7 protein-coding genes are annotated in these 8,337 nt (G+C 64.5%); 3 read left to right on the plus strand and 4 right to left on the minus strand.

Annotated features, from left to right (window positions below; translation table 11 throughout):
• Positions 1–2 precede the first annotated feature (2 nt).
• Genes glnE through Q0C23_RS08165 form a run of 3 tightly spaced genes read left to right on the plus strand, consistent with a single transcriptional unit; the run spans position 3 to position 4,098 of the window.
• Positions 3–2,966 (plus strand): bifunctional [glutamate--ammonia ligase]-adenylyl-L-tyrosine phosphorylase/[glutamate--ammonia-ligase] adenylyltransferase, encoded by a 2,964-nt coding sequence (gene glnE, locus Q0C23_RS08155; protein ID WP_291511873.1) that lies wholly within the window; start codon positions 3–5, stop codon positions 2,964–2,966.
• A gap of 3 nt (positions 2,967–2,969) precedes the next feature.
• Positions 2,970–3,893, plus strand: coding sequence for a branched-chain amino acid transaminase (locus Q0C23_RS08160; RefSeq protein ID WP_291511874.1), 924 nt, complete (start codon positions 2,970–2,972; stop codon positions 3,891–3,893).
• Between the two features lies 1 nt (position 3,894).
• Complete coding sequence (locus Q0C23_RS08165) at positions 3,895–4,098, plus strand: zinc-finger domain-containing protein (protein WP_291511875.1); 204 nt, start codon at positions 3,895–3,897, stop codon at positions 4,096–4,098.
• A 123-nt stretch (positions 4,099–4,221) separates the two neighbouring features.
• Here Q0C23_RS08165 and dsbD read toward each other — a convergent pair whose 3' ends face one another.
• From dsbD to Q0C23_RS08185, 4 genes are all read right to left on the minus strand, one after another.
• Positions 4,222–5,976: a protein-disulfide reductase DsbD gene (gene dsbD / locus Q0C23_RS08170; RefSeq protein WP_291511876.1), complete on the minus strand. Its 1,755-nt coding sequence runs from the start codon at positions 5,974–5,976 to the stop codon at positions 4,222–4,224.
• Positions 5,977–6,129: 153 nt separating this feature from the next.
• Positions 6,130–6,462, minus strand: a complete 333-nt coding sequence (gene cutA / locus Q0C23_RS08175) for a divalent-cation tolerance protein CutA (protein ID WP_291511877.1) — start codon at positions 6,460–6,462, stop codon at positions 6,130–6,132.
• Positions 6,446–7,606, minus strand: coding sequence for a sensor domain-containing diguanylate cyclase (locus Q0C23_RS08180; protein ID WP_291511878.1), 1,161 nt, complete (start codon positions 7,604–7,606; stop codon positions 6,446–6,448). The genes cutA and Q0C23_RS08180 overlap by 17 nt, the downstream gene beginning before the upstream one ends.
• 188 nt (positions 7,607–7,794) lie before the next feature.
• Entirely contained in the window at positions 7,795–8,082 is a 288-nt protein-coding gene (locus Q0C23_RS08185) for an iron oxidase (RefSeq protein ID WP_291511879.1), read from the minus strand.
• Between the last annotated feature and the right edge of the window lie 255 nt (positions 8,083–8,337).

The raw sequence follows: 8,337 nt of genomic DNA on the forward strand, positions 1-8,337 counted from the left end.
CCATGCGGGCGACAGCGATCGACGCTGCAGCAGCAGCCCTTGCCCTTGCCCGCAGCGCGTCTGCCTGCGACGATAGTTCCATGATCACCCCCAGCCTTCCCTTGCCCCCTTCCTGCCGTGTCGCGGCCGAAGCCCTCGCCATGGAGGGGTCCTTGGTACTGGCGTCGATGCAGACGATCTGGGAAGCGCTGGACGACCCGGCACGCGCCACTCTTTCGGCGCGCCTCGACGACCAAGTCTCTGGCCACTGGGCGCGCGTTGCCTGCGCCAGTCCCTACTGGCGTCGCCTGCTGGAGCGTGAACCCTTCTGGATCCTGGACCTCGAAGCGGCACCGGTGGTCTTGGAAGCCAGCGCCGTCGCCAGCACTGAGGAGGATTTCTTCCGGACCCTGCGTCGCGACCGACAGCGGGCCATGGCACGGATCATCTGGCAGGATCTCTGGGGGCCAGAACGCCTGGATGCCACGCTCACGGCCCTCACCGAGCTCGCCGAGGCCTGTCTTGGCCGCTCCCTGGAGTTCGGTCAGAAGCTCTTGACAGAGCGCCACGGCCAGCCACGCAACGCGGCCGGTGCCATCGTCCCCTTCACTATTCTGGCCATGGGCAAACTCGGTGGACGCGAGCTCAATCTGTCCTCGGACATCGATCTGCTCTTTGTCTACGGCGAGGGCGGGCAGAGCGATGGCCCCCTGCCTCTGGATCTCGGAGAATATTTTCAGCGTCTGGCGCGCTGGCTCATCCGCGCCCTGGACAGCAACTCTGCCGACGGCTTCGTCTTTCGCGTGGATACCCGTCTGCGCCCCTTTGGCGATGTCGGCCCACTTTGCGTCAGCGCCGCCGCCCTGGAGCAGTACTACCAGGCCCACGGGCGCGACTGGGAGCGATTTGCCTGGATCAAGGCTCGGCCCGTGGCGGGCGATCTGCGCTTTGGCGAGCAGGTGCTGGCCGACAATCGCCACTTCGCCTATCGCCGTTATCTGGACTTCACCGCCCTTGCCGGCATGCGCGAGGTCAAGGCCTTGATGGATCTGGAACAGGGCCCCAACAGCCGAAATCTCAAAAAAGGGCGCGGCGGCATCCGCGAGATCGAATTCGTCTGCCAGGCACTGCAGCTCATCCACGGCGGTCGCCTACCTGGCCTGCGCCAGCCCAATACTCTGGAAGCCCTGCAGGCCCTGCGCACGGCGCAGCTCCTGGCACCCGCCGATGCCGATTTCCTGGAGTCCAGCTATCGGCTTTGGCGCCGGGTGGAGCATGCCCTGCAGATGGTCGAGGACCGTCAGACCCAGCAACTGCCGGACGATGCTTTGGCCTGGCAGCGCCTGGCCTGCGCCCTGGCCTACTCCGACCCCGCCCATCTGCAGAACGAGATTCGCGCGCGGCGAGAACAGGTCCACGCGCTTTTTCACGATCTGCTGCTGGAGGGTCCGGAATACCGTGACGACCCCACCCACCAACTATGGCAGACGGCGCAGGTTGCCGCGCCGGACTTCGATGCCCGCGCCCTGCTGGCGCCCTGGCAATTTGAAGATCCCGAAACCGTCTGGGAGCGTCTGCGACGTTTTGCCCAATCGCGCAACGTAGCACTGCGTCTGTCCCAACGCGGGCGCCAACGCCTGGATCAGCTCCTACCCCGATACCTCGATCTTTGTCGAAGTTTCCAGCCGGCCGACGTCGGTCTGCAGCGCCTGTTGGATCTTACGGAAGCCCTCTTGCCCCACGCCCACTATCTGGCACTGCTGGCAGAGAATCCCGACTTTCTCGCCAGCGTTGCCGACCTCCTGCACAGCCCCTGGCTTGCCCAAGCCCTTGTGCGGCATCCTATCCTGCTGGATGACCTGCTCAGTCGGCAGGAGCACGACCCTACCCTGTGGCGCCGGGAGCTCGCCGCGGAGCTTGCGGGCGCCACGGACACGGAAGAGCGCATGGATGCGCTGCGCCGCTTCAAGAATAGCGAGTATTTGCTGCTGGCCGCCGACTTCTGGAGCGGTCGACTGGACAGCATGCAGCTGGGCGAGCGCCTCAGCGAACTGGCGGAAATCGCCATCGAGCAGGCGCTGCAATGGGCCGAGGCGGACCTGCGGGAGCGGCACGGATCGCTGGGTGTCGAAGCGGGCGGTTGCGACGAGGATCATAAGCCAGCTTTCGCTGTCATCGCCTATGGCAAACTTGGCGGGCGGGAAATGGGATTGGCATCGGACCTTGACCTCGTCTTTCTCTACGATGCTCCGCCGGACGCCGAGAGCAACGGCCGCATACCACTGTCTGCCAGCGCCTGGTATGCGCGTCTGGGACAGCGCCTGATCCACATCCTGACCCTCCCCACCCGGGCAGGCATCCTCTACGAAATCGACATGCGCCTGCGCCCGTCGGGCCAGTCCGGCCCTCTGGTCAGCTCCTGGACCGCCTTTGCCCGCTATCAGCGGGAGTCGGCCTGGACCTGGGAGCATCAGGCCCTGTGCCGCGCCCGTCCCATCGCCGGCAGCCCCGATCTGTGTCAGCGCTTCGCCCAGTTGCGCCGTGAGATCCTGTGCCGGCCACGCGAAGCCGGCAACCTTGCCCACGACATCATCGCGATGCGCCAACGCATCCAGGACGCCAAGCAGATCCCAGCGCATCGGTTTGACCTGAAGCTCAGTCCCGGCGCCCTCACGGATATCGAATTTCTCGTGCAGTTTGCTATGCTGTCCACTTGTGCCCGAGCACCGCAGCTCAGTGCTCACAGCAACACCCGCAAGCTCATCGCCGCATTGCAGGAGGCGGGGGTCTGGACTGCAGCCCGGGCAAAAACCCTGGAAGAGGCTTTGAGCCTCTTTCGTTACAGCGAAAATCGCCGCTGGCTCGCCCTGGTCAGCCGCAGCGTGGCCGACGTCGATCCCGAGGCGGCAGCGTTGCGCAAAGCCGCCCGGGGCGTGCTCGAGGTCTGGCGAGAAGCACTTGGCCCGCGGGCCGCAGAGGAGAATTAACGGATGTCAATGGCAGATCGCGACGGTTTCATCTGGATGGACGGCAAGCTTCTACCCTGGCGCGAGGCCACGGTGCACGGGCTCACCCACACCCTGCACTACGGTCTTGGTTGTTTCGAGGGCGAGCGCGCCTACGCCACTCCTCGCGGCGCGGCCATCTTCCGCTTGCCCGAACACACCAAACGCCTGTTCAACAGCGCCAAGATCCTGCAGATGGAGATTCCCTTCAGCCCGGCCGAAATCGACGCCGCCACCAAGGAAGTGGTACGTGCCAACGGCCTGGAATCCGCGTATATACGCCCGCTGGTCTTCTACGGGGCGGAAGGCATGGGTCTCGCTGCCAAGGGTCTGAAGGCGCACGTACTCATTGCTGCCTGGTCCTGGGGCAGCTACCTCGGACAGGAGGCTCTGGAGCGCGGTATCCGCGTCAAGGTGAGCTCCTACAGCCGCCACCACGTCAACATCCACCTGTGCAAGGCCAAGGCGACGGGCAACTACATGAATTCCATGTTGGCCCACAGCGAAGCCCACCGCGGCGGTTACGACGAGGCCCTGCTCCTGGATCGCGAGGGCTATGTGGCCGAGGGTTCCGGCGAGAACGTCTTCATGGTGCGGGACGGTGTGCTCTACACCCCGACGCTCACCAGCGCCCTCGAGGGCATCACCCGCGACACCATCCTACGCTTTGCCCGGGACGCTGGTCTGCCCATCGTCGAGAAGCAGCTCACCCGCGATGAGTTCTATATTGCCGACGAAGCCTTTTTCACCGGCACGGCGGCCGAGGTGACGCCCATCCGCGAGATCGACGATCGTATCATCGGCAACGGCCGCCGCGGCGAAGTGACGACCATGCTCCAGAGCCGCTACTTCGATACGGTTTCTGGCAAGCGCGACGACCACCCCGAGTGGCTGCATCACGTAGGCTGACATGGATTCGAAAGTACGCTGCTGTGCCCAGAAGCTGGTGGAGGTGGAATCCAAGGATCTGCCGCTGTACTGCCCGCGCCCACCGAGCTGGGACGGCCACCCGCGGGTGTTTCTGAAGATCGAGGAGACCGGTGAGGCGCGCTGCCCTTATTGCGGTACGCTTTACATCCTCAAGGGCGGAGCCCTCGCTCGCGGCGGGCACTGAGAGGTCTGTCGCCACGTTGCGGATATCGTTGTTCAGGCTCCAACTCTTACGCACTTTCCGACCGGAGTACGGTTCTCCTTGCACCGCGCCGGCTATAGGGGGAAGAGAAGGCTACAGCGCAGGTCAGGACTTCAGCCAGCGCAGGAAGGCATCGGGTCCGAGGTAGCCTTCCTGCACCTTCACCACGTGGCCGTGGGCGTCCAAGCGGATGAAGGCCGGGGGTCCTACCAGGTGAAAGCGCTCCAGGAGCGCCTTGCTGGCAGCATTGTCGGCCGTGACGTCGACCCGGATCAGCACATCGCCTGCCAGCGCCGCGCGTACCTTGGGGTCGCTGAAAGTGACCTTGTCCATGCGCGTGCACTCGATGCACCACTGGGCCCAATAGTCGATGAGCACCGGCTTACCCTGGGCAGCCGCCAACGCACTATCCAGCGCCTGAGGACTTTTAACGACGGTAAAATGCGCCGCGTCGTTCGCCGCCACCTGGGCATTGGAGCTCGCCGCCGCAGCGGCTGTCCCCTTTCCAAGGGGTTCCAGTGGGTCACTGTGGCCGGTCAGGGCACCGTAGCCGGCAATGAGGCCATAGGCCAGCACGAGCACGGCGATGCCCTTGCGCAGATAGTGCCAGCCGCGGGCATCGGGCCCCAGGGGCTCCAGGGCGCGGAGATAGACGGCCGACACGACGGCCAAGGCGGACCAGAGCAGTAGACTGATGCTGCCCGGCAAGATCCGCGCAAGCAGCCAAATGGCCACCCCAAGCATGAGGACGCCAAAAACCGCCTTGGTGGCATCCATCCAGGGGCCGGCGCGGGGCAGCAGGTGGCCCGCCGAAGTGCCGATGATCAAGAGCGGTATACCCATGCCGAGGCTCAGCACGAATAGTGACAGCGCCCCCAGGAGCACATTACCGGTCTGGGAAATGAACAGCAGGCCACCTGCCAGCGGTGCCGCCACGCAGGGCCCGACGATGAGGGCCGACAGTACCCCCATGATGAAACTACCGACGAGATGGCCGCCCCGACCCACCGTCGACAGGCGGCTTTGGATGCTGCTGGGCATCTGCAGTTCGTAGAAGCCGAACATCGACAAGGCCAGGAGCACGAATATCCCGGCAAAGGCCGCCAGCACCCAGGGGCTCTGAAAGAAGGCCTGAAAATACGCGCCCGTCAAGGCCGCGAGGACACCCGCCAGGGTGTAGGTCAGGGCCATGCCGAGCACATAGGCCAGGGACAGGAAAAAGGCGCGCGCGCGACCGGGGTGATCTTTCTGACCGACGATGAGGGCCGACAGGATGGGGATCATGGGGAATACGCAGGGAGTGAAGGCAAGCCCCAATCCCGACAGGAAGAAGAGTCCCAGCGTCAGCCAGAAGCGGTCCTGCAGCGCCCCGGCCAGCGCCCCGGCATTGCTCTGCGGTCTCGGCGCCAAGGTGGTCGCGGGCGCGGCGGCGCTCGCCGTGGGCGCTGCCACCGTGCCGAGATCGACGTCGATGGTCTTGTGCTGCTCCGGATAACAGACTCCTGCGTTGGCGCAGCCCTGGAAGGTACTGCTGACCTGAAGCACCGAAGGGAGGGGGCCATCGCTGGTGTAATGGGCAATCACGGTGTTCTGGCCTTCCAGCACGCGCACCCGGCCAAAGGCGGGATCATCCAGTTCCTTGCCCGCGGGCAAGTCGATCTTCTGCAGGTGCAGGGTGCTCGGTGCCAGCGAGACTCGGATACGATCGCGATAGAGGTGATACCCCGGCGCCACCGTCCAGGTGAGTTGCAGACGGCCTGGACCATCGGCCTTGGCCGCAAACTGAAAGGCTTGATCCGGGGAGAGAAAACCGGCGGTCGCGAGCACGGGGATCAGCAGGAGCCCCACGAGCGCAAGCATCGCCAGCCCGTTGTGCCAAAGGGCACGCCCCCTCGATATCCACGATCCCGTTATGCCCATTCCCTACGCCTCCTGAACGCCATTCCGGCGACTATGCACGATACCGACAGCGGCAGCAAAATCCGCGCCACTGCGCCAAGGGTCGCGCACCGCTCAGGTCAAGGCGGCGCCGAGCCAGCCAGCGTAGGCGTCCAGCGCTGCATCTACGCGCACGGCGAGGATTTCCGGCACCTCATAGGGATGCAGCGCCAGCAGAGCCCGTTCCAGCTCGGGATAGCGCTGCGGCTGTGTCTTGATCAGCAAGGTCCGTTCGCGCTGCTCCTCCAACTCCCCCTTCCAGACGTAGAGGGACAGGCCTGGGGGAAGGCAGTGCACGCAGGCGGCGAGCTTCTGCTCCAGCAGCGCTCCAGCCATCTCGCGTGCCAAGGTATCGGAGTCCGGGATGCTGCAGAGCACCAGAAGTATCGGGTCAGGGGCGTGTGTCATCGTCTATCTCCGCGGGCGAGGAAGAACACAGGGCGGCACCCTGCCTGGGCGAGTCCTCGGCGTTGGCGAAACACCAGCTGCGGCTGCGCTGACCCTTGAGCGCCTTGGCTCGATAGAGCGCCAGATCGGCCAGCCGCAGCAGGCGTTCCGCATCCTGGGCGGGATGGTCCACGGCCAGGGCGACACCCATGCTGGCCTTCAGAGTCCACTCTCGACCCGCCACCGACAGAGGCTGCAGCAGAGCTTGCTCCAAGCGTGCCAGCACCTCCTCCGCGGCGTTGCGTTCGGCGCAGCCTTGTAATATCAGCACAAACTCATCACCACCGTAACGCGCCACGAAATCTCCCCGACGCAGACTGGCGCGCAGGCGCTCCGCCAGGGTCAGCAGCACGAGATCCCCCGCCTGATGGCTCAGCTCGTCGTTGACGACCTTGAAGTCGTCCAGATCCAGCATCACCACCGCCGTACGCCCTGCCCCGTCCAGGGCCCGTGGCAAAGCCAACGCCCGCTGCAGGGCGCGACGATTGGGTAGATCCGTCAGCGGATCGCGTTCCGCCACCTGCTGCAACTGTCGATGCAACCCGAGGGTTCGCCGCTGCGCCTCACGCAGGCGGAGGCTATCGGCTATGAAACGGGCGAGGATGGTGGAGGCCAGTTCCAGCTCCGCAGGCGGCAGCTTGCCGGTGCCGGCCAATACCAATACCCCCCAGGGTGTCTTCTGCCCACCGATGGGAGCGGCTGCCAGCCAGCGGATGCCGATTTTCGCGAGGGTCTCGCGCCAACCCGCAAGGCTTGGATGCTGCAGATACTCGCTGTGAAGATAGTCCGAAACGACCAGGGTGCGGTCTTCGCGCAACGCGCGCACCGAGACGCTGCGGGCGTGAGGGTGGTCCGGCGCGAAAAAGACCCGGACATCACCCAGAATCTGCGCCCGAAAAGGACCAGCTGCCGCCACGGGGCGCAAAACGCCATCGGCATCGGCACGCCCTATGGCCACGCTGTGCAACAGGGGACTTCCCTCCAGGCAGTCGGCCATGCGCCCGAGGAAATCCTCATCGGTGGATTCGTCCACACGCTCCATTTCGGCAAAGGGAATGCGGCTCACGCACGAAAAGACTTCCAGCCACGCCCGTAGATCACTCACCGCCACGCCCCCTTTTCCCAGCCTCGCGGGCTCCTTGCCTCCGGTTCACCGAGGCTCGTCTCCAGCGTATCTGCCAGGAGCCTAACCCTGCGCCGCCAGCCTGACAAGCGCCGAGATCAATGCCATCGCCATAAAAAAAGGGATGCCCCGGGCATCCCTTCCCTGCACCACAAGCGTGGAGCGTTGCTTCAGCTCGCCATGGGCGTATAGGCGTAGCAGTAGCCATGGGGGCTGATCTCACCGGCCACCACCTTGCAGGTGCCATCGGCAGTCGGCTTCGGCCCCGGGACGAAGTGAGCGCAGTTGCTGCACATATCCTTACCCTCAGGCTTGTCCTGATAGCTCACCGAGGCCTTGCTCTGCAGATCACTGTCGGCCGCGTTGGCGCGTGCGGTAAAGACAAGAGGAGCCACAACGGCAACGGCACTGATCTTGGCGGCAGACTTCAACCATTCACGACGGGATACGGATTTCATCACAACTCTCCTTGCAGTCAGAAAGAACCAGCACACGGTTTACGAAATTTCGCTCGGGATGGATGCAAAAAAGAGGGCACGAAGCCCTCTAAAAACCCAAATTCAGCTGGGTGAGGAGGAATGCTTTATGCCCATCTTAGCCCAGAGGCCCATTGGCCGTGACGATCTGCGGCTCCATGGGGGCGAGGAGGGACAGCAGATAGTTCTGGGCGCCGATGGGGATGTGGTGCGCGTCCATGGCGTCGATCATGTCCT

This window comes from Acidithiobacillus sp., from assembly GCF_023256195.1.
Taxonomy (GTDB): domain Bacteria; phylum Pseudomonadota; class Gammaproteobacteria; order Acidithiobacillales; family Acidithiobacillaceae; genus Acidithiobacillus_A.